Origin of the sequence: Microbulbifer agarilyticus S89 (assembly GCF_000220505.1) — a bacterium.
Classification (GTDB): Bacteria; Pseudomonadota; Gammaproteobacteria; order Pseudomonadales; family Cellvibrionaceae; genus Microbulbifer; species Microbulbifer agarilyticus_B.
In genome coordinates this window covers 90,483-110,585 of record NZ_AFPJ01000007.1, presented here as the reverse complement: position 1 = coordinate 110,585, position 20,103 = coordinate 90,483, and the positions used below count along the sequence as shown (strand labels likewise).

Annotated in this window: 19 protein-coding genes; 9 read left to right on the top strand and 10 right to left on the bottom strand. The window is 56.5% G+C overall.

Going from position 1 to position 20,103, the window contains the following annotated elements:
- Window positions 1-73 precede the first annotated feature (73 nt).
- The 3 genes from AS89_RS0101325 to AS89_RS0101315 all read left to right on the top strand — a co-directional run bounded on the left by AS89_RS0101325 (window position 74) and on the right by AS89_RS0101315 (window position 3,043).
- Window positions 74-343: a hypothetical protein gene (locus tag AS89_RS0101325; RefSeq protein WP_010130445.1), complete on the top strand. Its 270-nt coding sequence runs from the start codon at window positions 74-76 to the stop codon at window positions 341-343.
- 237 nt (window positions 344-580) lie between these two features.
- Entirely contained in the window at window positions 581-787 is a 207-nt protein-coding gene (locus AS89_RS0101320; RefSeq protein WP_010130444.1) for a DUF2788 domain-containing protein, read from the top strand.
- Between the two features lie 51 nt (window positions 788-838).
- Window positions 839-3,043 (top strand): hybrid sensor histidine kinase/response regulator, encoded by a 2,205-nt coding sequence (locus AS89_RS0101315; protein ID WP_010130443.1) that lies wholly within the window; start codon window positions 839-841, stop codon window positions 3,041-3,043.
- A 48-nt stretch (window positions 3,044-3,091) separates the two neighbouring features.
- Here AS89_RS0101315 and arsH read toward each other — a convergent pair whose 3' ends face one another.
- The 7 genes from arsH to AS89_RS0101280 form a co-directional block, all read right to left on the bottom strand.
- The gene (gene arsH / locus AS89_RS0101310) at window positions 3,092-3,820 is read right to left on the bottom strand and encodes an arsenical resistance protein ArsH (RefSeq protein WP_010130442.1); all 729 of its coding nucleotides are present in this window, start codon (window positions 3,818-3,820) and stop codon (window positions 3,092-3,094) included.
- Window positions 3,807-4,865 (bottom strand): ACR3 family arsenite efflux transporter, encoded by a 1,059-nt coding sequence (gene arsB / locus AS89_RS0101305; protein WP_010130441.1) that lies wholly within the window; start codon window positions 4,863-4,865, stop codon window positions 3,807-3,809. The genes arsH and arsB overlap by 14 nt, the downstream gene beginning before the upstream one ends.
- A 23-nt stretch (window positions 4,866-4,888) precedes the next feature.
- Window positions 4,889-5,365, bottom strand: coding sequence for an arsenate reductase ArsC (locus AS89_RS0101300; protein ID WP_010130440.1), 477 nt, complete (start codon window positions 5,363-5,365; stop codon window positions 4,889-4,891).
- A 78-nt stretch (window positions 5,366-5,443) separates the two neighbouring features.
- Entirely contained in the window at window positions 5,444-5,785 is a 342-nt protein-coding gene (locus tag AS89_RS0101295) for a metalloregulator ArsR/SmtB family transcription factor (RefSeq protein WP_010130439.1), read from the bottom strand.
- Between the two features lie 201 nt (window positions 5,786-5,986).
- Window positions 5,987-6,802: an exodeoxyribonuclease III gene (xthA, locus tag AS89_RS0101290; protein WP_010130437.1), complete on the bottom strand. Its 816-nt coding sequence runs from the start codon at window positions 6,800-6,802 to the stop codon at window positions 5,987-5,989.
- A 126-nt stretch (window positions 6,803-6,928) separates the two neighbouring features.
- Window positions 6,929-9,034: a carboxy terminal-processing peptidase gene (locus AS89_RS0101285; protein ID WP_010130435.1), complete on the bottom strand. Its 2,106-nt coding sequence runs from the start codon at window positions 9,032-9,034 to the stop codon at window positions 6,929-6,931.
- Window positions 9,035-9,250: 216 nt separating this feature from the next.
- Complete coding sequence (locus AS89_RS0101280) at window positions 9,251-9,928, bottom strand: TetR family transcriptional regulator (RefSeq protein ID WP_010130434.1); 678 nt, start codon at window positions 9,926-9,928, stop codon at window positions 9,251-9,253.
- Between the two features lie 407 nt (window positions 9,929-10,335).
- Between AS89_RS0101280 and AS89_RS0101275 the strand changes: the two genes are divergently transcribed.
- Both AS89_RS0101275 and AS89_RS0101270 read left to right on the top strand, forming a co-directional pair.
- Window positions 10,336-11,538 (top strand): efflux RND transporter periplasmic adaptor subunit, encoded by a 1,203-nt coding sequence (locus AS89_RS0101275; RefSeq protein ID WP_010130433.1) that lies wholly within the window; start codon window positions 10,336-10,338, stop codon window positions 11,536-11,538.
- Window positions 11,539-11,543: 5 nt separating this feature from the next.
- Entirely contained in the window at window positions 11,544-14,717 is a 3,174-nt protein-coding gene (locus AS89_RS0101270) for an efflux RND transporter permease subunit (RefSeq protein WP_010130432.1), read from the top strand.
- A gap of 11 nt (window positions 14,718-14,728) precedes the next feature.
- Here the strand turns inward: AS89_RS0101270 and modC are convergent, their stop codons facing one another.
- From modC to modA, 3 genes are read right to left on the bottom strand one after another with little or no spacing between them, the layout of a single operon-like run.
- On the bottom strand, window positions 14,729-15,898 hold the full coding sequence (gene modC / locus AS89_RS0101265) for a molybdenum ABC transporter ATP-binding protein (RefSeq protein ID WP_010130431.1): 1,170 nt from the start codon (window positions 15,896-15,898) through the stop codon (window positions 14,729-14,731).
- Entirely contained in the window at window positions 15,888-16,580 is a 693-nt protein-coding gene (gene modB, locus AS89_RS0101260) for a molybdate ABC transporter permease subunit (RefSeq protein ID WP_010130430.1), read from the bottom strand. Before modB ends, modC begins: the two co-directional genes overlap by 11 nt.
- Window positions 16,570-17,415, bottom strand: coding sequence for a molybdate ABC transporter substrate-binding protein (gene modA, locus AS89_RS16560; RefSeq protein WP_010130429.1), 846 nt, complete (start codon window positions 17,413-17,415; stop codon window positions 16,570-16,572). The genes modB and modA overlap by 11 nt, the downstream gene beginning before the upstream one ends.
- A 215-nt stretch (window positions 17,416-17,630) precedes the next feature.
- On the opposite strand from modA, the gene AS89_RS0101250 reads away from it, so the two are divergent.
- From AS89_RS0101250 to AS89_RS18575, 4 genes are all read left to right on the top strand, one after another.
- A complete protein-coding gene (locus AS89_RS0101250) occupies window positions 17,631-18,284 on the top strand; it encodes an RNA polymerase factor sigma-70 (protein WP_010130427.1) in 654 nt (217 codons plus the stop codon).
- On the top strand, window positions 18,281-18,502 hold the full coding sequence (locus AS89_RS0101245) for a zf-HC2 domain-containing protein (RefSeq protein WP_010130426.1): 222 nt from the start codon (window positions 18,281-18,283) through the stop codon (window positions 18,500-18,502). The genes AS89_RS0101250 and AS89_RS0101245 overlap by 4 nt, the downstream gene beginning before the upstream one ends.
- A gap of 345 nt (window positions 18,503-18,847) precedes the next feature.
- Window positions 18,848-19,336 carry a hypothetical protein gene (locus AS89_RS0101240; RefSeq protein WP_010130425.1) on the top strand — a complete coding sequence of 163 codons (489 nt, stop codon included), beginning with the start codon at window positions 18,848-18,850 and terminating at the stop codon, window positions 19,334-19,336.
- A gap of 455 nt (window positions 19,337-19,791) precedes the next feature.
- Window positions 19,792-20,079: a hypothetical protein gene (locus AS89_RS18575; protein WP_138976344.1), complete on the top strand. Its 288-nt coding sequence runs from the start codon at window positions 19,792-19,794 to the stop codon at window positions 20,077-20,079.
- Window positions 20,080-20,103: the final 24 nt, after the last annotated feature.

Sequence of the window (20,103 nt, the reverse complement as noted above, 5' to 3'; positions counted from 1 at the left end):
TACAGATTGATGCCCCGATTGGCGCGGTTTTCTCCCTATACTGGAAGGTATTCTGAGGAAATAGGAGTCAACCATGCTGCTAAGAGATTCCGAAGGTAATCACCTGATCGATGTCGCCGACATTGTGACTCTGGCCAATCCATATGAATTGACCGTGGTGGGGCGCTATCTGTGGGGAGAAGAGGTTCAGGATCCGGAGGTCTTTGACAAGTCTCGCCTGCGCTTCCTTTCCGGGGAGTCGTTGCCACGATGCTGGCACGACAGCCGCTATCGTGACCGCGAGGTCCGTCGAGTCAAGTGTGGCACCAAGGCAGATGACAGCGACTACTATCAAGGCGCGTGAGCGCGGTAGGCAAGGCGCGTGAGCGGGTTCCGAGCCCGGGTGAAGCTCCGCGCGCATCTGAATGACTTCTTCCGGGAGTAGAGGGTCTCGAGTAGGCCCGGCTGATTCTCCGGGCACTCGTGGTTTCACGTCACAAGCTCCTATACAATACGCGCCAATTTTTGCGCCGACGCCGTTGTTGGTCGCACTTGCCAGCACCCGGGTAAATCTGGGGATCGCGTGTAGGAAAGAGGTTGCATGAGCTTCGAGTTGTTTGAAGAGTATTCCCTGATTGTCGGTATTGGCGGCCTGATTCTGTTCATGATGTTTATCGTGTGGAATCTGGCCAAAGAATCCAAAGCGGGTCGTTTCGGTACCTTTATCCTGTTTACGGCACTCGGACTTGGATTGCTGGGCTTTGTGATAAAGACCGTGCTGGTGGAAGTCATGGGTTTGGGCCAGTAAAGCCCGACTCGCTGACGTTGCGGATACAGGGAGCGTTTCCCGGATACCTTTATGCCTTTATTTGATCACCCCGAACTCAAGGTTCAGAAAGATCGCCGTGTGTGTCGTAACACGGATACGCGCATCGCCAAATACAGTCGCCGGGGCATGTTGTTTAGCCTGGTGGCGTTTGCCGTTGCAGTGGCCATCGGGGAACTTCGCATCACCGCGCCCAAGCTGGTGTTGGTGCTGGCGCTCGTGTTGGTATTGCTGACACTGGTTCGCGCCTATTACGTGTTCCGGTTCGACAACCTCTATGCGACCGGCCCCAAGCGCTGGCGGAGCCGCTACTTTATCGCGTCGACACTGGGCGCGGTTTGGTGGGGCGTCATCCTGCTAAGTCACGTGTTCTTGCTCGGGTTTTCCCCTGCGACGCAATTCCTGTGGCTGTACACCGTCGTATTCTGCGCGAGCGTCGCATCCGTATTCTCGCCATATTATCGCTTCCTCACCTGGTTTTTAGCCGGCTCCCTGGTGCCTGCCGCATTGCAGGGCTTCATGACCGCTGACATCCTCGGCGCTATCTATGGCGCGCTTACCCTGACCTTTGTCTGGTTGATGGCCCATCAGGCGCGTCGCGAGTCGGAAAACTACTGGGACCGTGTTGCCGCCATGCAGGCGCTCCAGCAAAAAGCCAGCAACCTGGCCGCGGCCCGGAAGCATTCTGAGGCGGCCGTCGAAGTTACCAACGAGTTTCTCGCCAATGTGGGGCAAGAGTTCCGCAGCCAGCTTTCTGATTCTCTCGGTGCGCTGGCCCTACTGGAGGGTGACCGTCTGTCGGAGCGCCAGCAAGAGTGGGTTCGTCTGGCCAAGAACGCGTGTAATCAGCAGCTAAAGCTGGTGGATAATGTGGGTATGTTCACCCGCGTTGCGCGCAAGGATATTCACTTGCGGCGTACGCCATTCAACCTGGTGCGGACCATGGAGAAGGCGTTCAAGTTCGCCGCGCGCTCTGCCCAGCGTCAGCGACTGGAGTTTAACTTCCAGATCAGTGAAGACCTTCCGGTAATGGTGACCGGTGACAACCGCAAAACCGCGCAGCTGATCCGCAACCTGGTGGATTCCGCCACCGTGATCGCGGATTCCGGGGAGCTGTGGGGAGAGGCGACTTTTGAGCAAGTCGGCACCGATGAGGGGCAGCTGACGCTGAAGCTGCTGGATAACGGCCGCGGCGAAATTTTGCCCGATGAGTCGGAACTGTTTGGTGCTTTCTCGCGTATGGACACCGCCCAGGTCACCACCGGGCTGGGGCTCAGTATCGCCAAGGGGCTCGCGGAAGCCATGGGCGGTTATCTACAGCTGCATTCCTCGCCTGACGGCAACCGTTATCAAGTGGTGATCAAGTTTAAGATTGAGCCCAACCAGCGTATTTATTTGCAGCCTGATCGTCGCCTGCAAGATACCGAGGTATTGCTGTTGCATCAGCGCGGACTGTTCGTCGGCGGTATCGCACAAATGCTGGAATCTTTCGGTATGGAGCTTTCCTGCAAGGCGTGGGATGACGGCAGCACCGAACCGATGGACGAACTGCTCCAGTTTATGGAGCGGGGGCAGCTGGTGGTGCTGGCGCCGGCGGCGGGTGATGGGCGTTTGCTGAGTGGGGTTACTCAGGCGATCCATTCCATCGCAAACGATAATGCCAAGTTCCCACTGCTATGCGTCGGCGGACATGGCCACAAGTTAGAGTTCGCCCCACTGGCGGCGGCTGACCCCGAAGCGCAGTACCTGTCACGGCCGGTAACGCGTAAAGAATTCCATGATGCGCTTGTCGTGCGCCTATTCGGCGGCCAGAAAAAAACCAGCCGCCGCGTCATGGGTAACCATTCGGAAATACACCGCAAAAACCGCTTGTTGCTGATTGAAGAATCTCGCCAGCATCAGGGGGTGACTGAGGAAATGGTGCAGGCGCTGGGTTACCAGGTGGAAGTCGTCCCGTCAGTGGAAGCGGCGCTGGAGTTACTCCCTGATCAGAACTTTGATCTGGTGCTGGTTGACTGTCAGCAAAATACGGCACACAGCGCAGAAATTATCGAGCAGCTGCGTATCTGGGAATCAGAGTATTCTCCCGATGACCGGTTGCCGATTGTCGCATTGACCAGTACCACGGAAGAGCAATTCGAGGGCCGCTGCCTCGCTGCCGGGATGGACGATTTCCTCACCAAGCCGCTGAGTAGAGACAGTTTGGCGGAGACTCTGGAGCGCTGGCTGGGCGAGTAGCACTCGTCCTCGCCCGCGCTCCGTCGCGATCCAGAGCTTAAATTCCCCTTAAATTGACCGCTGATCGATGCGCTTGCGGAACTCTGCGTTGGTTTCCTTGCGCTCAGAATAGCGGTCGGTGAAGTAGTCCCGCTTGTCTTTCAGCAGATAGGTGAACTTCATCAATTCCTCCATCACATCCACGATACGGTCGTAGTAGGACGAAGGCTTCATGCGGTCGTTCTCGTCAAATTCCTGCCAGGCCTTGGCCACGGAAGACTGGTTCGGAATCGTCACCATGCGCATCCAGCGCCCCAGAATGCGCATCTGGTTTACGGCATTAAAGGACTGAGAACCACCGCAGACCTGCATGACTGCCAGGGTTTTACCCTGTGTCGGGCGCACTGCCTGCACCGCCAGGGGAATCCAGTCGATCTGGGTTTTCATAATCCCGGTCATGGCGCCGTGGCGTTCCGGCGATGACCACACCATACCATCACTCCACGTCGCGAGATCCCGCAGTTCCTGCACCTTCGGGTGTGCGGCATCCACGTCGTCGTCGGGCAAGGGGAGCCCCGATGGGTTGAAGATACGTGTTTCTGCACCGAGTGCAGTCAGAATGCGCGCGGCTTCCTCGGCGGCAAGACGGCTGAACGAGCGTTTGCGCAGCGAACCATACAGCAGCAAGATCTTGGGCGGCTGCTGTTCAATGGGGGCTGCGAGCTCGCCCATATCCGTATTGTTAAAGCACTCGGGAACAATATTCGGCATGGTTGATTCAGTGTCAGGCTTGCTCATGTGTTACTCCCTCATTGTTTGCCGGCGCCGCACCAAACCAGTGGCGTGTGCGATTGGCAAATGCCACCAGCGACAGCATCACCGGTACTTCTACCAGTACGCCGACCACGGTTGCCAGTGCCGCGCCTGAGTTCAGGCCGAACAGCGAAATAGCTACGGCCACCGCCAGTTCAAAAAAGTTGGATGTGCCGATCATGCAGGCCGGTGCCGCAACGTTGTGTGGCAGCTTCATTTTGTACGCGGCGAAATAGCTCACGGCAAAGATGCCGTAGGTTTGAATAAGCAGCGGGATTGCAATCAACACAATTGCGAGCGGGCTGTTGATGATGGTCTCGGCCTGGAAGCCAAAGAGCAACACCACTGTGCCTAACAGGCCGGCTACGGAGAAGGGTTTCACGCGGTGCAGGAAGTCTTCCAGGCGGTGGTGATCGTTGGCAGAATCCAGCGCCCGTCGTGTGAGAATACCGGCAATGAGCGGCAATAAGACGTAGAGCACCACCGACAGCAGCAGCGTATCCCAGGGTACGGTGATGTCGCTCACGCCGAGTAACAGGGCAGCAATAGGCGCAAACGCGAAAATCATGATTACGTCGTTTACCGAGACCTGTACTAGGGTGTAGTTGGCATCGCCGCGGGTGAGCTGGCTCCACACAAATACCATGGCGGTGCAGGGGGCGACCCCAAGCAGAATCATACCGGCGATATATTCAGAAGCCGTTTGCGGGTCCACCAGGTCGGCAAAGATCACGCGGAAAAACAGCCAGCCAAGTGCCGCCATGGTGAATGGCTTGATCAGCCAGTTGACCACCAGCGTAAGTGCCAGGCCCTTGGGTTTATCGCCCACATGCTTGATGGAGCTGAAGTCCACCTGCACCATCATCGGGAAGATCATCACCCAGATCAGTACCGCCACCGGCAAATTCACGTGGGCAACTTCCATGGCCGCAATGTGCTGGAATAGCTGCGGGGCGAGGTTGCCCAGTAGCAAGCCCGCCAGAATACACAGTCCTACCCAGACGGAAAGATAGCGCTCAAAAATACCCATGTGCTGGATTCCTCGTGTTGCTGTTATTGTTCGCCGTCGGCGAGGGCCTGCATGGCGTCTTGCAGCGCGGCCCCACTTTTCTTATGCAGGCTTTGCTCAAGCATTTGCTCAACGCGCTGCTGGATGATATCGATGGTGCGGTTGAAGGCACGCTCAATCTCTTCCTCAGTACCCTCCAGTTTGGACGGGTCTTCCAGCCCCCAGTGAACCTTGGCGGAGCTGCCAAACCAAACCGGACAACTCTCGCCGGCGGCACTGTCGCACACCGTTACCACAAGATCAGGCGCCCACTCTTCAAAGTCGTCCCAGGACTGGCTGCGCAGGCTGCCGGTCTCGATACCGCGCTCCTTCAGGTATTTGATCGACAGCGGGTGGACCACACCACTGGGTTGGCTGCCGGCACTGCGTGCTTCAATGTGCTCCTGGCCCAGACTGTTGGTGACGGCCTCGCTCAGGATGCTGCGGCAGCGGTTATGGGTGCAGATATACAGAACTTTCATCGGTGGCTTCTCAACGGGTATTCACTGACGGGGTTTGAATTCAAAAAACAATAATGTGGTGTTGGCGGTATTCGGTTGTTAGCAGCAATTACTGCCAACTGGGCGGTTTTGCATGCCCGCCAATGCGTGTTGATTGGGCTGTATAAACGCCTGATTCGCATCCAGTGTTTGCGCCAATACTTCATGAATCCAATGCGGTAGATCGGTGGGCAGGCTGTAATAGACCCACTGTCCACGGCGCTCATCGTGCAACAGGCCCGCAGCACGTAGCTGCGCCAGGTGCCGGGAGATTTTCGGCTGGCTCTCATCCAGCGCGCACATCAGTTCGCACACGCAGAGTTCGCCCTCGCTGGCGATCAGCAGCAGGCTGCGCAGGCGGGTGTCATCGGCGAGACATTTGAAGATTGATACGGGATTCATGGTTTCCTCGGGGTGCAGGACGCTGACCGCTAGGGTTGTTGCGCGCAGTATATGCGGAAAAGCATATATATGGAAATTCGCATATATGATGGCGTTTCCAGTTGGCCTGGCGGGAGGTTTGAGGAAGGGTGAGGGTTGTTGAGAGCTTAGACTCAGCACACCGCTGGCTCCGGTGTGCTGAGTCTGAGCGAGAATTGGCGTTTACAGTTCGAACTTCGCCCACACCGGGGCGTGGTCGGACGGGCGCTCCATTCCGCGAATATCGTAGTCGATACCGGTATCAACGCAGCGACTAGCGAGACCCTGGGTCGCCAGGATCAGGTCGATTCGCAGGCCGCGTCTGGGCTCGCGGTCAAAGCCGCGACTGCGATAGTCGAACCAGCTGAACAGGTCATTGGTTTCCGGGTTCTGTGCGCGGAAGGTGTCTACCAGTCCCCAGTTGTAGAGTTTGTCGAGCCACTCGCGCTCTTCTGGCAGGAAGCTGCACTTGCCGTCGCGCAACCAGCGCTTGCGGTTGGGCTCGCCAATACCGATGTCCAGGTCGGTGGGTGAAATATTCATGTCACCGATCACCAGTACCGGCGCCTTGCTGTCGCAGCTGTTGTTCAGGTAGGCGTCCAGGTCTGCGTAGTACTTCTGCTTGGCCGGGAACTTCACTGGGTGCTCGCGGCTTTCGCCCTGCGGGAAATAGCCGTTGATTACGGTAAGGGGCTGATCGCCGCCGATATCGAACTGCCCCGCCACCAGGCGGCGCTGGGCATCTTCGGCATCGGTTGGGAAACCGTACTGCTTTTTCAGGAATGGGTAGCGAGAGAGCAGGGCAACGCCGTAATGGGTCTTCTGCCCAAAGTAGATGACTTCGTAACCGAGGTCGCGGATGGCATCGATCGGAAAGTCTTCATCGGTGCACTTGGTTTCCTGCAGGCCGATGATATCCGGCGACTGCGACGCTACCAGCGCCTCCATCTGGTGCAGGCGCGCGCGGATACTGTTGACGTTAAATGATACAACTTTCATTTTTCCCCCAATATGCAAATAAACCAAAGCCCGCTATTCCTCGCGGAATAACGGGCCTGGTAATGTTGTTTTCGGCCAGGGCATTCAGTGGTATGCCCTGGCTGCTTGCGTTAGCGCAAGCTGGTCTTAATCAAAATTCGCTACTTGTGGCGAGCTTGAGCGTTTTTTCAGGCCGATGAAGTCGGCCATGATGTAACCCGCTTCATTCAGTACCGGATCGTCCTCCAGTGTGATTTCGGTTGGGCCACCCACAGGGGCGGTGTCTTCGGACTCGCTCTTTTCGTAGGCTTCAAACGTTGCATAAGGCTCCAGGCCTTTGGCCTGGCGACGCTGGTTTTCCATGGCCAGCACGTCCTGGTTCAGGTCTTCACGCTCCTGAACGCGCGCACCCTCGTTTAAAGAGACAGCTTTGCGGTTGGCGCGATCAGACTGGAACTTGAACTGTTTGCGCAGGAACACAAAGTCTGGATCCACCTCGGTGCGTTTGTCGTGTTTCTTGATCAGCTCCGGCAAGATGTCTTGCAGGTTGAAATACTTCGCATGGCGCACCGCGTGAATACGGTCCCAGGGCAGGGCGGTATCGTAGGCGCTCTCGCCCACGCTTTCACTGTCGATCAGCTCTGGCATCAGGATGTCCGGAGTGACCCCTGCATGCTGCGTGCTGTCACCCGATACACGATAAAACTTCGACTGGGTAATCTTCAGCTGGCCTTCCTTCAGTGGTGCCATGGTCTGCACCGTGCCTTTACCGAAAGACTGGTTGCCGACGACCAGGCCGCGGTTGTAGTCCTGAATCGCGCCGGCAAAAATTTCCGATGCAGATGCAGACAAGCGGTTGATCAGGACCACCAGTGGGCCGCGATACATGGCGCGGGAGCGCGAGCGGTTATGGCGAGAAATCTGCTCATTCGCGTGGCGAATCTGCACCACCGGACCCTGGTCGATAAACAGGTCGGTGAGCATGGTCGCTTCCTGCAGGGAGCCGCCGCCATTATTGCGCAGGTCCAGAATAATTCCGTCGACACCTTCTTTCTGCAGCTCGTCCAGCAGGCGCGCTACGTCACGGGTGGTGCTCTTGTAGTTCGGGTCGCGACGACGGTAGGCCTCGAAATCGATATAGAAGGTGGGCAGATTGATTACGCCTACCTTGAAGTTCTGGTCGCCATCGGAGAACTCGAAGGTCGCCTTTTTCGCCGCCTGGTCTTCCAGCTTCACCTTGCTGCGCTTGATGGTAATGGTGCGATGCGTGCCGTCACCGCCGGTGGGGATGGTTTCCAGGCGCACGTAGGTGCCGGCCGAGCCGCGAATCAGGTCCACGACATCGTCCAGGCGCCAGCCGACAACATCGACCATCTCGCCATTTTGATCTTGGCCAACCGCCACAATCTTGTCGTTGGGTTTGATCTTACCGGTACGGTCCGCAGGGCCGCCTGCCACCAGGCGCGCGACCTTGGTGTACTCGTCTTCCATCTGCAACACGGCACCGATGCCCTCGAGAGACAAGGACATGCTCATGTTGAAGTTTTCCAGCGAGCGCGGCGACAGATAGTTACTGTGCGGATCGTACAGACGGGTGAGCGAGTTCATGTACAGCTCGAACACATCGTCGGAATTCTGCTGGTCGAGACGCTTCAGCTGGCCTTTGTAGCGGCGCTTCAGCAGGTCGGCGATCTCTTCATCACTTTTTTCGGTGAGACGCAGGTTTAGCACGCTGCTTTTCAGGCGTTTGCGCCACAGGTCATCGGCGGCGCTGATGGATTGCGGCCATTCGCTTTTCTCGCGGTCAAGCTCCAGAGATTCGTCTTTGGTGAAATCGAAGTCCGGCAGGCCATTTTCCAGCTGAGACACGATGTTGTTCAGGCGGTCGGTCATGCGCAGGTGGTAGCGGTTGTAAATATCAAAACCGCGATCGACGTTGCCCGCGCGCAGGTCGTCGTCCAGCTGTGTGCGCCATTGGCGAAACTCATTGATGTCGGAGGCGAGGAAGTAGCTCTTGGTGGGGTCGAGGCTATTAATGTATTCGTCCCACAGGCCAGCGGACATTTCGTTGCCGACCTTGAGCTTGTTGTAGTGCAGCATCTCGAGTTTGCTGACGATCTCTTTGGCCGTGCCGCCCTGGTCTTCATGGGGCTTCAGGATTTGTGGGTCTGCCGCCAGGGTCATTGGCGAGAGGAGAACCAGCAGAGATACGGACAGGCCGGAAATCAGAGTAGCGAATCGCTTGCTATGCATAAGGAGTCTCTTTATACGTCCTACTTCAAGGCGCCCCACTGTCTTTATGGAGCCGGAAGAGGGCTTCCGGAGCAGTGGCGACTTATAGCTTAGGACAAGTATAAAGGCTGAAAGCTCCGAAAGGCATGAAATGCTTCTTGAACGGGGCGAAAGGTTGCAGGTATACGCCGACTTGCAAGAAGAATTTTCCGCCACCGCGCCTTTCGTGGTGAAAATTTACTCAGTGCCGGATGTCGGCTCAGGATTGGTCACGGTGTTTCCGCTCGAAAGTCTTCTCAGGTGGGGCGATTTTTCCAGCATTTCCAGGGTGGCTTCCACGTGCCGTGCCCCAATTTCGGCAATATTGAAAGCCTCGGGGTTCATCAGCCACTCCTGTAGCAGGCCAATAATACTGGCGTGCACCACCGGGACCGCCATTTCGACGTCCAGGTCAGCGGGCAACTGGCCGACGGCAACCGCACCTTCTATCAGAGTACGCAGGCGCACCGTACCCTCCGCATGCCCCTCGCTGCAGCGTTGATTGATCTCGCCATTTTCCGGCACCCACTCGCAGCGCAGCAGGATGATGGCAAAGATCCGACGCCACTGTTCATTGCTCATTACTTCCCGGTACAGAAACAGCCAGCGATTGCGCAACTCGCCGATGGGGTCACACGAATGGTCCGGTGCCTGGCAGAGGGACTCGTCTGGTAGTTGGATGCGGTCCGCGAGGGCGCTGAACAAGTCCGCCTTGTTTTGGAAGTGGCCATAGACGGCGCCACGGGTAACGCCCGCCAGCTGCGCGATCTCGGTGAGGGACGGGCGTGATACACCGCGCCTGTCAAAAACTTCGATCGCCGCATCGAGAATTTTCTCGCGGGTTTCCAGGGCGTCTTCTTTCGTTCGTTTGGCCATCATCGGGTCCTGATCGAGGGGGCTGTCTCTATGCGCTGTGTCGCATCTCTTTGTTTTTTCGCTCTGTCGTTTAGCTTTGTCGCTACGCTTCATCGCTCCCAGCGCGCGATTGATCTTACTTTACATTCATTCGTGAATAAATAGTTGATATTCATTCATGAATGTATTTAAATCTCGCCAAGCTGCCATATAGGCCATTTAAGACAGGTCTGTACGGTAAGCGCTGCTAGTAATCGTACGGACTCCGAGTCTTGCTGATTTTGGCAGTTGCGCTGATCGGGCCCTCAGTCAGCCCGTCACGTTTTTTATACGCCGCTCCGGCTCATGCCGAGAGCGGCGTTGTTTTTCAAGTTTTCAATCGCGGTGGTGCCCACGGGCATCGGTATGGACGCAATCACGAGGTCGTCATGTTGCACAAAAAGAAGTCGTTGATCTCCGGGAGCCTGTTGCTCGTCGTGGCGCTGTTATCAGCGTGTGGAGAGCAGCAGCCAGCCATGCAGGGGCACACACCGCAGGTCACCGTCGTCACTCTGGATACCCAGTCCGTTACCCTGACGCGCCAGTTACCCGGCAGAACCAGCCCGTTCAAGGTGGCGGAGGTACGTCCGCAGGCGGATGGCATTGTTAAGGATCAGTTGTTCAAGGAGGGTGGGCGAGTAGAGGCTGGCGCGGCCCTGTATCAACTGGACGACGCCCGATACCAGGCGGATTACGACAGTGCCAAAGCCGCGCTGGCACGCGCCCAGGCGAGCATGCATGTTTCCAAGCTGCAGGCAGACCGCACCCAAGAACTGGTAAAGAGTGGTGCAGTGAGCAAGCAGGACAACGACACCGCCACCGCTGCACTGCAACAGGCGAAAGCGGATGTGGCTGCGGCGAAAGCGGCGGTCCAGCGCAGCAAAGTGATGCTGGAATTTGCCCGCATCAGTGCGCCGATCAGTGGCCGCATCGGTATCTCTTCGGTGACACAGGGGGCCCTGGTTACCTCCAATCAGGCGGCTCCGCTGGCGACTATTCAACAGCTGGATCCGATCTACGTGGACCTGACCCAATCGGTGAGCGAACTGCTGAGCCTGCGCAAGGCGCTGGCGGCAGGGACCATGGAGAGTACCGACGACCTGCCGGTAACCATTCTGCTGGAGGACGGCAGCCCTTACCCTCACGCTGGCAAACTCGAATTCTCTGAGGTGAGTGTGGATCCCACTACTGGCAGCGTACGTCTACGTGTGGTTGTACCAAATCCGCAGCACCTGCTGTTACCGGGTATGTACGTGCGTGCGGCCGTTGGTAGCGGTCAGCGTGATAATGCCGTGCTGGTGCCGCAGCAGGGCATCGCGCGCGACCCGAAAGGGAACACCACGGCGATGGTGGTCGGCGAAGGTAATGCGGTGGAAGTACGCCCGGTACAGGTTTCCCAGACGGTCGGTGCCAACTGGCTGGTGGAAAGTGGCTTGCAGGCCGGTGATCGCGTGATCGTGGAAGGATTGCAGAAAATTCGCCCGGGGGTCGTGGTGAATGCCGGCGAGGCCGCAGCCCCCGCGCCTATGGACCTGCCTGCGCCGAAAATCGAAACCGCAGGTAACGCCCAGAACGAAGCCGGCAAGGGGTAACTGAGATGGCAGGTTTCTTTATTGATCGCCCGATTTTTGCCTGGGTGATCGCCATTGTTGTGATGCTGTTCGGCAGCCTCGCGATCAGTAAATTGCCGGTAGAACGCTACCCGGATATTGCGCCGCCGGTGGTGACCATTACCGGCGCCTACCCCGGCGCTTCTGCCAAAGTCATCGAAGACTCAGTCACTCAGGTGATCGAGCAGAACATGAAGGGGCTCGACGGCCTGCTGTATATGTCTGCCACCAGTCAGTCGATTGGTACGGCGGAAATCGCGCTGACCTTTGCGAACGGCACTGATCCGGATATTGCACAGGTGCAGGTACAAAACAAACTGCAACTGGCCATGCCGCTGCTGCCCGAAATTGTGCAGCGACAGGGGCTTACCGTGGGTAAAGGAAGCTCCAGCTTCCTCCTGGTGGCCGGTTTCGTGTCGACCGATGGTGGCATGAAAAAAGAAGATATTGCGGACTATGTGGTCTCCAATCTGGTTGATCCACTGAGTCGCGTACCCGGGGTGGGCAGTATTCAGGTCTTCGGCTCCAAGTACGCCATGCGTATCTGGCTCGACCCGAACAAACTCGACGCGTACAAGCTGACGCCGTCAGATATCATGGCATCCGTACGCAACCAAAACTCGCAAGTGGCGATTGGTAGTCTCGGTGGCACCCCGGCGGTACAGGGCCAGCAGCTTACCGCCAGTATTACAGCGCAGAGCCGTATGCAAACGCCGGAAGAATTCCGCAATGTGGTGTTGCGCGCAAACCCGGATGGCTCGGTGCTGAGACTGGGGGATGTGGCGCGTGTCGAAATGGGCACCGAGAGCTACGACTTCGTGACCCGTTATAACCGCGCGCCGGCCACGGGTGTAGCGATCACTCTGGCGACCGGCGCCAACGCGCTGGAGACCGCTGCTGCGGTAAAACAGCGGTTGGCAGAATTGGGGACGAACTTCCCCACAGGCCTGAAAACCGTGATTCCCTTCGACACCACGCCTTTTGTCGAGGTATCGATCAAAGGGGTTATTCAGACACTGGTGGAAGCGGTCATTCTGGTGTTTCTGGTGATGCTGCTGTTCCTGCAGAACCTGCGTGCAACCATCATTCCCACCATCGCCGTGCCGGTGGTATTGCTCGGCACCTTTGGTGTGCTGTCGGTGCTTGGGTTTTCGGTGAACATGCTGACCATGTTTGCCATGGTACTAGCCATCGGCCTGCTGGTGGATGATGCCATTGTGGTGGTGGAGAATGTCGAGCGGGTGATGCACGAGGAAAACCTCTCTGCCAAAGAAGCCACGAAAAAATCCATGAAGCAGATCACCGGTGCCTTGATCGGTATTGGTGTGGTGCTGTCTGCGGTATTCGTGCCCATGGCATTTATGGATGGGTCCACCGGCATTATTTATCGCCAGTTCTCCGCGACGATCGTTGCCGCCATGACGTTCTCCGTGATCGTTGCGATTGTGCTGACACCGGCGCTTTGCGCCACCATGCTGAAGCCCGGCTCTCATGGCACTAAGAAAGGTTTCTTCGGCTGGTTTAATCGCAACTTTGATCGCAGTGCCGCAACTTACCAGCGCGGCGTGCGCGGGATCCTCGCCCGCAGCGGTCGATTCATGGTGCTCTTCGCACTGTTGAGTGCGGTGATGGTGTTCCTGTTTGTGCGCTCGCCGAGTTCCTTCCTGCCGGACGAAGACCAGGGTGTGTTGTTCTCATTGGTGCAGACACCGGTCGGTGCCACCCAGGAGCGCACGATGGAATCCGTTGAGAAGTTAGAAAATCACTTTCTCGACAACGAATCCAACGTGGTGGAATCCGTATTTTCGGTACAGGGCTTCAGTTTTGCGGGTAGTGGCCAGAACAATGCGATGGCCTTTATCAACTTGAAAGACTGGAGTGAGCGTGAGGAGGAATCCGAACAGGCCGGTGCGGTGGCTATGCGCGGTATGGGCGCCCTGAGCCAGATCAAGGATGCCATTGCGTTCGTGTTCGCGCCGCCGGCCCTGCCGGAGCTGGGTAACTCCGCTGGTTTTGCCATGTATCTGCAGGACAATGCGAACCAGGGGCACGAGGCACTGATCAACGCGCGTAACCAGTTGCTGGGCATGGCTGCGCAGAGCCCATTGCTGGCTGGTGTGCGTCCGAATGGCCAGGAAGATACACCCCAGTTCAAGCTGAAGGTGAATAACGCGAAGGCGGCATCTCTCGGCGTGTCCATTGGCGATATCAACAACACACTGGGTGTTGCCTGGGGCGGCCAGTACATTGATGACTTTATCGATCGCGGTCGTATCAAACGCGTGTACATGCAGGCCGATGCACCGTTTCGCATGAACCCGGAAGACTTCCGCCTGTGGTCTGTGCGCAACAGCAACGGCGAGATGGTACCGGTATCGTCTTTCGCGAGCTTTGATTGGGACTACGGCTCCCCGCGACTGGAGCGCTATAACGGTGTGCCAGCGGTGCAGATTCAGGGGCAGGGCGCACCGGGCGTGAGCTCTGGTGATGCTATGGCGGAAATGGAGCGTCTGGTGCGCCAGCTGCCGGAAGGCTTCGGCCTGGAGTGGACCGCGCTGTCTTACCAGGAACAGCAGGCCGGTTCTCAGACCACCTTGTTGTATGTGTTGTCTGCACTGATTGTGTTCCTGTGTCTTGCTGCGCTTTACGAGAGCTGGACGGTACCCACCGCGGTATTGTTGGTGGCGCCACTCGGTATTCTCGGTGCGATTTTGGCGAGCAACCTGCGCGGCTTTGAGCGAGATATTTACTTTCAGGTCGCGATGCTGACTACCGTGGGGCTGACCAGTAAAAACGCGATTTTGATCGTGGAATTTGCCAAACAGAACCTGGAGGCGGGTATGGAACTGATTGAAGCCACCATGCTTGCCGTGCGCGACCGCCTGCGCCCGATCATTATGACTTCACTGGCATTCGGCCTTGGTGTTCTGCCTTTGGCGATTGCCTCTGGTGCCGGGTCCGGCGCGCAGCAGGCCATCGGCACCGGTGTACTGGGCGGCATGATTGTGGGGACTCTGCTGGGTATCTTCTTTATCCCGCTGTTCTTTGTGGTTGTGCAGAAGTTGTTTGGCAAGCAAGCGGTGCCAACCGAAGAGCAAGATATAGCGCGCAAGCTGGGTATTGAGAGCCAAACCACCGAACGGCGCTCTGAACCCGCCTGATTTGCCAGAAATCAGCGGACAATGGCCACAGATTTAATCTGTGCCCATACCGGCGAGTTTTCTTCCAGCGCCAGCTGGTGCAGCGACCGCCGTGTTATCCGCGCGATGATATGCGTGCTGTTTAATCGAGTGTCGCCCGGGGGCAGGCCCGCGTCCCGGGGCGCCATTTGAACCAGTACCATTGCCGGGTCAGTATCTGCAGTGATCTCCTGCACCCGCATGGGCAGTCGATTGAGAATGCTCGACTGCTGATCCTCGCTGCGCGTCAGGCTTACGTCACGCGCAAGGACCCGGATCCGAATCTTCTCGCCAGCGGACTCACCGCTGTCGCGCAACCAGAACTCACCGCCGGCAAATTGCGCGCGCATCAGCTTCCATTTGGAGTCGCGCGCGGTCACTTGCGCCTCCAGCAAAACCCCCAAATCGTCCCCCAATTGCACTGGAAAGTCCGTGCACGACAGTAACTCGGTTGCAGGTCCGGCGCGTTGAATTTTGCCGCTGTCCATCAGTAGTAAGTGGTCCGCAAGGCGCGCGATTTCTTCAATGGAGTGGCTGACGTAGAGGACAGGAATATCCAGGGACTGATGGAGCTTCTCCAGGTACGGGAGAATCTCCCGTTTGCGCGCCAAATCCAGCGCCGCCAGAGGCTCGTCCATCAACAGAAGCCGGGGCTTGACCAGTAACGCCCGTGCAATCGAAACCCGTTGCTTTTCACCACCGGACAGTGATTCCGGGCGGGCTCCGAGCAAGTTCTCCAAACCCATCAGCCGCACAATCTCGTTATACGACTCTGTACTTACCGGCTGTGCGGACCGCTTGCGCGCGAATGCGAGGTTGCCCCCGGCGGTGAGGTGCGGAAAGAGGCTCGGTTGCTGGAAAACATAACCGATCGGCCGCCGGTGTACTGGCAGGTTGATTGCCTGGGGAGCGGCGGATTGCCACGTTTCCCCATTAACGCGCAGGTTGCTTTGCGCGCAGGCCTGCAAGCCGGCGATACAACGTAACAGCGTGGTTTTTCCAGAGCCTGAGGGTCCAAAGATGCCGGTAACACCGCTACCGGGTACCGAAAAATCGACATCTAGAACAAAATCGGCTTTTTGTTGGCCTCGACTAAACGGCAGGTAAAACCGGCCGTCGATGGACTCGGTTGTCGCCGTCCGATTGACAGGGCTAGGGGCCATAACGCCACCCTCCTGCAGTTTTACGTCGCTGTAAGACGTACAGGGCCAACAGCACCGAAAACGAAAAGATCAGCATCGCCGCAGACAGCCAATGCGCTTGAGAGTACTCGAGGGCCTCAACGTGGTCGTAGATCTGGATCGAAACAACCTTGGTGACGCCCGGAATATTGCCGCCAATCATCAGGATCACACCAAACTCGCCCACGGTGTGGGCAAATCCCAGAACCGCGGCGGTAATCAGGCCGGGCTTGGCCAGGGGCAGGGTGACATGCCAGAAACTATCCCACGGGCCTGCACGCAGCGTGGCTGCAACCTCGGCCGGACGTTGCCCCTGGGCCTCGATGGCATTCTGTATCGGCTGCACCACAAATGGCAGTGAGTACAGTAGCGACGCTATGACCAGGCCGGGAAAAGTGAAGGGTAATGTCCCCAGCCCCAAGGATTCGGTGAGTTTTCCCAATGGTCCCTGGGGACCCATAAACACGAGCAAATAGAATCCGAGCACGGTGGGCGGCAACACTAGTGGCAGGGTCACGAGTGCACTTACCGGGCCTTTCCACCAGGAACGCGTTCTTGCCAGCCAGTAGGCCAGCGGTGTGCCAAGGACCATCAACAGCAGTGTCACCGTGGTTGCGAGTCTCAGCGTCAACCAAATTGCGGCAAGATCCGAATCACTGAGCATCGGTTACCTCCTCGGTTACTGCGAGAGGCTCGCGATCGCCTGGATTCGCTAAATAGCCGTACGACGCGATGATTGAGCGTGCTTCAGGGCCGTGCAGAAAAGCCCAAAATGCTTGCGACGCGGCCTTTTGTTCTGGGGAGCTTGCCGCTTTGTTACGCAGTAATACAGCATCCTGGCGGATTGGTTGGTATAGCGCACGCGGCACCCGCCACGCCGAGCCGCGCAGGATCTCGCCGTTTCGATAGATCTGGGAAAGGGCGATAAAGCCCATCTGTGCATTGCCGCTGGCGACAAATTGATATGTCTGCGAGATATTTTCCCCCACCACGCGGCGCTCGCGGGTCGCCTCCTCAAGCCCCAGCGCCCCCAGTGTCTGCATTGCCGCTACCCCGTAGGGTGCCAGCTTTGGGTTGGCGATGGCGAGCTTGCGAAAACGGTCGGTGGTGAGCACGGCAGAGCCGGTGTCAATCAACGTGCTATCGGCAGACCACAATACCAGTTGGCCTTCGGCATACGTCAGGCGGGTATCCGGAATGGCAAGGTTGCGCACAATCAGGCGTTCGACCTTGTCCTGGTCTGCGGAGAAGAAAGCGTCGTAGGGCGCACCGTGGTAAACCTGCGCATATAGCTTTCCAGATGAGCCAAACGCGAGGCGAAGCCGATGTTCTCCCGTTGCCCGCTCGAAGGCAGTCGCGACTTCGCGCATGGGAGCGGCAAAATTAGAAGCTACGGCAACTGTGATTTCACCGGCAGTAGTGAAGCATGCGTAGAATCCAGCCAGCACGCTGCACAGGAACCGCAGCGAGCGATGGTAAGAACGGGGGAGGGCTGGCATTCCCTGCACAAATTGACTCCTGGCAACCGGTTCTGGGCGCGTGGCACGGCATGACCGCGGTATAGTTGTTCATCTGACTGAGCATTTCAAGGTCGGCGCAACCTCGGGCTCGCTGAATAGTACTGACCAACATCGGTGTAAAGTGTAAGAATACCTCCCGTTAACCGACAAACCACCATGGCGGTCAAACCGTCACAAGTAGTGAGAGTGAGTGCATGACTGAAAGTGTCCCCGTTGGCCGGGGTGGCATGGAAGCTGGTAGAGCATCAGGCGCCCAGACGCTTCAAGACACGCAGTTTTTGACCGAATTGCGTCAACAGATGCTCAAATTCGCGCGTTTGCAGCTGCGCGACGACGATCAGGCCGAGGACGCCGTTCAGGAAGCCCTGGCCGGAGCACTCAAGAATGCGGACTCGTTCAAGCGACAAGCCGCATTACGTACCTGGGTGTTTTCGATTTTGAAGTACAAAATCGCAGATATTCTGCGCTATCGCCAGAGGGTCATCGCAACCAGTGAGCTCGGAGATGATGAGCATCGCGAGCAGGCATTTATGGATGGTCTTTTCGATAGCGGCGGTCACTGGCATAAGGCCGAACGACCCAGTAGCTGGAGTGGCCCCCAAGGAGGCGTGCATAGCGACCATTTTTGGCGGGTCTTCGACGCTTGCCTGAATGGGTTGCCCGAGAAGCAGGCGAGGGTGTTTATGATGCGCGAGTTCATTGAGCTCGAATCCGAAGAGATCTGCGAGCAGCTCACCCTGAGTACTAGCAATCTCCACGTCACCCTGTATCGAGCCAGACTGCGTTTGCGGGCATGCCTGGAAAATGGATGGTTTGAACCATCCAAAGCGGAGGAAGTAACACCATGATGGACTGCAAGCAGGCAACGCGCCTCTTGTCCGAACAGCAGGACCGTAACCTTAGTCGCCGGGAAAAGTTTGCGCTCAAGTTCCATGTGTTCATGTGCAAAGCATGCCGAAACTTCGGGCAGCAAATGGGTACGTTGCGCGACCTGGCCCGGTCTTATGCCAAAGGCGAAGGCAATACGCCGCGCCAGAGCGAAGATAGCAACTCAAACGACAAGTAGCTGTACCCGCCCCCAGAGATGAATTGACGTACCATCGAGGTGCGAGCTGTATGGTTTCCACACAAAACTCTCGAAAACAACAGCCTATGGCTTGCGTTCATGGATTGGAGTACGCTAACTGCTTGATTTAAAAGGCCTTGCATAACAAGAAAAAGAACCAAATATAAATCAGGAACGATAGTCATGGACTTGTTTTGCTGTATTTGCTCAATGCGGTATTGGCGCTAACTCATTGATTTTATGCGGATTATTGAGTGGGGTGTTTAAGTTGCCTTGGCAATAGAAGCCATTTGGAACAATAGTCCGTGGCTTATGAATAAAATTGTTGTGAGTTATAGGAGAGTTATGGACTACCCCTATAAAAAATGGATGTATGGCGGGGCTATCTTATTGGCGATAGTTTCGGGTGTTAGCATTTTTGGGGAACCCAACGCCTGGCTTCCTGTCCCTCTGCCAATATTGGTGCTCGCATTTTTCCCTTTCGGTATGTACCCACTCCTTACCCCAATACTGTACCTATTAATTGTCAAGTACTTGTCCCCTCATAAGTACTTTGCAAAATTTGTTTTAGCCTTAACGATATTTTTTAGCCTGCTCAATATTTGGTATTTTCAGATCTATTGGGCAGAGGGTGTCAAGCATCAGGGGGTCACTCATACAAGAATCGTAGCTATCGAGAATTTTGTCGGATTCGGAGCAGCCATCGCCGTAGCAATTTATGGCGTAATTAGCGGAAAGCGCTCAATAGCCTTGGCTGCAAATCTGCTGCTATTTTTATTGTTGTCCTGGTGTGCCTTCCCATTCTTAGGGAAGCTTGGCTTTGGCGGCTCATAACAAGCAGCGGCAAAGTGACAGTCGACACTACGCGTCTTTTGTGTTGCTCGCTGTCGCTCAAACAATAATACTTAAGCCGCTCCACGCTGGCTGCGCCTGCGCTGGGCGTTATACATCTTTGAGCATCGTAGCAGAGATATGAAAAAGGAATTTTTAACACAGTCTAGAAACTACGCGCTAATTCCTCTCGGAGCTGGAGTTGGGCAATGCATTGCGAAAGCAATCAGCGGTGATCAGAGTGCCCTCATTGGATACATCGCAGCGTGGTCGACTCTTGCTAGTATTCTCACGTTTCTTTTCTTAATGGCTTTTTTGCCATGGTGGGAGTCGAAGAGGATTCGTTTAGGTAAATCTGCACCGGTTTCGGTATATTGCTCACCTATTTTTTGGGTGCCTTTGATTGGTGTGGCGCTTTACGTGACATTTCGTGTCATCAACGCATAGCAATCAGGGGATTGGAATCAAATCGTGCAATTGCTGCGGCATTTGAGATAGATGCTTCATTTCTTGAAAAAAAGCCTGATACTTCAAAAAAAGAAAATAACCTGCGGTTGCGTGCTGTCTTTGGTATGGGCGGCGTGCTATTTCGCGGCATAGCAAGCGCGTGGAGTATCTCAAGTTCATGGATCAATGGTGACATAATCTCGCAGTATGCTGGTATATCATATGGCTTGCTCGGATTAGTCGTAGGTATATCTTGCGCAGCCATTGGAACCTTAGCTCGGCACATGGGCAAGGCCTAGAGCGGTTCTAGTCGCCGCCGGTCC